The organism is Bombella dulcis (assembly GCF_026385505.1).
GTDB lineage: Bacteria > Pseudomonadota > Alphaproteobacteria > Acetobacterales > Acetobacteraceae > Bombella > Bombella dulcis.
Genome location: NZ_JANIDV010000026.1, coordinates 1 through 296 on the forward strand (window position 1 = coordinate 1; position 296 = coordinate 296).

The 296-nt window shown below is 54.1% G+C and carries 1 protein-coding gene; it reads right to left on the reverse strand.

What is annotated here, in order from left to right:
- Positions 1-203 (reverse strand): DUF2213 domain-containing protein (locus NQF87_RS08770; protein ID WP_266128026.1); only part of this gene is annotated, 203 nt, incomplete at its 3' end.
- Positions 204-296 lie beyond the last annotated feature (93 nt).

A 296-nucleotide genomic window follows, 5' to 3' on the forward strand; every position in this document is an offset into this window, starting at 1 on the left:
ACTGCCTTCTTCAGCTCATCCGGGTCCCGAAGGAGCTGGTACATCTTGTCCGGATCGAGGCCCAGATGCGCATGATCCGGAATCTCTCTGCCCCAATATCCGCAGACGTTGGCCTTGCTTATGGGCGTGGTTTCGACCCGCAGACGCCCGTTTTCATCAAAGGTTCGGACGGAGCCGACCCGGTCATAGGCGAGTATGGTCATTGTCTATTCTCAGTCGTTATATCCGGGGATGATTTGCTGCTTTCGGCAACCACATCCTATCTCTTCACCAGGGTGAATATATTTCCCAGCGAT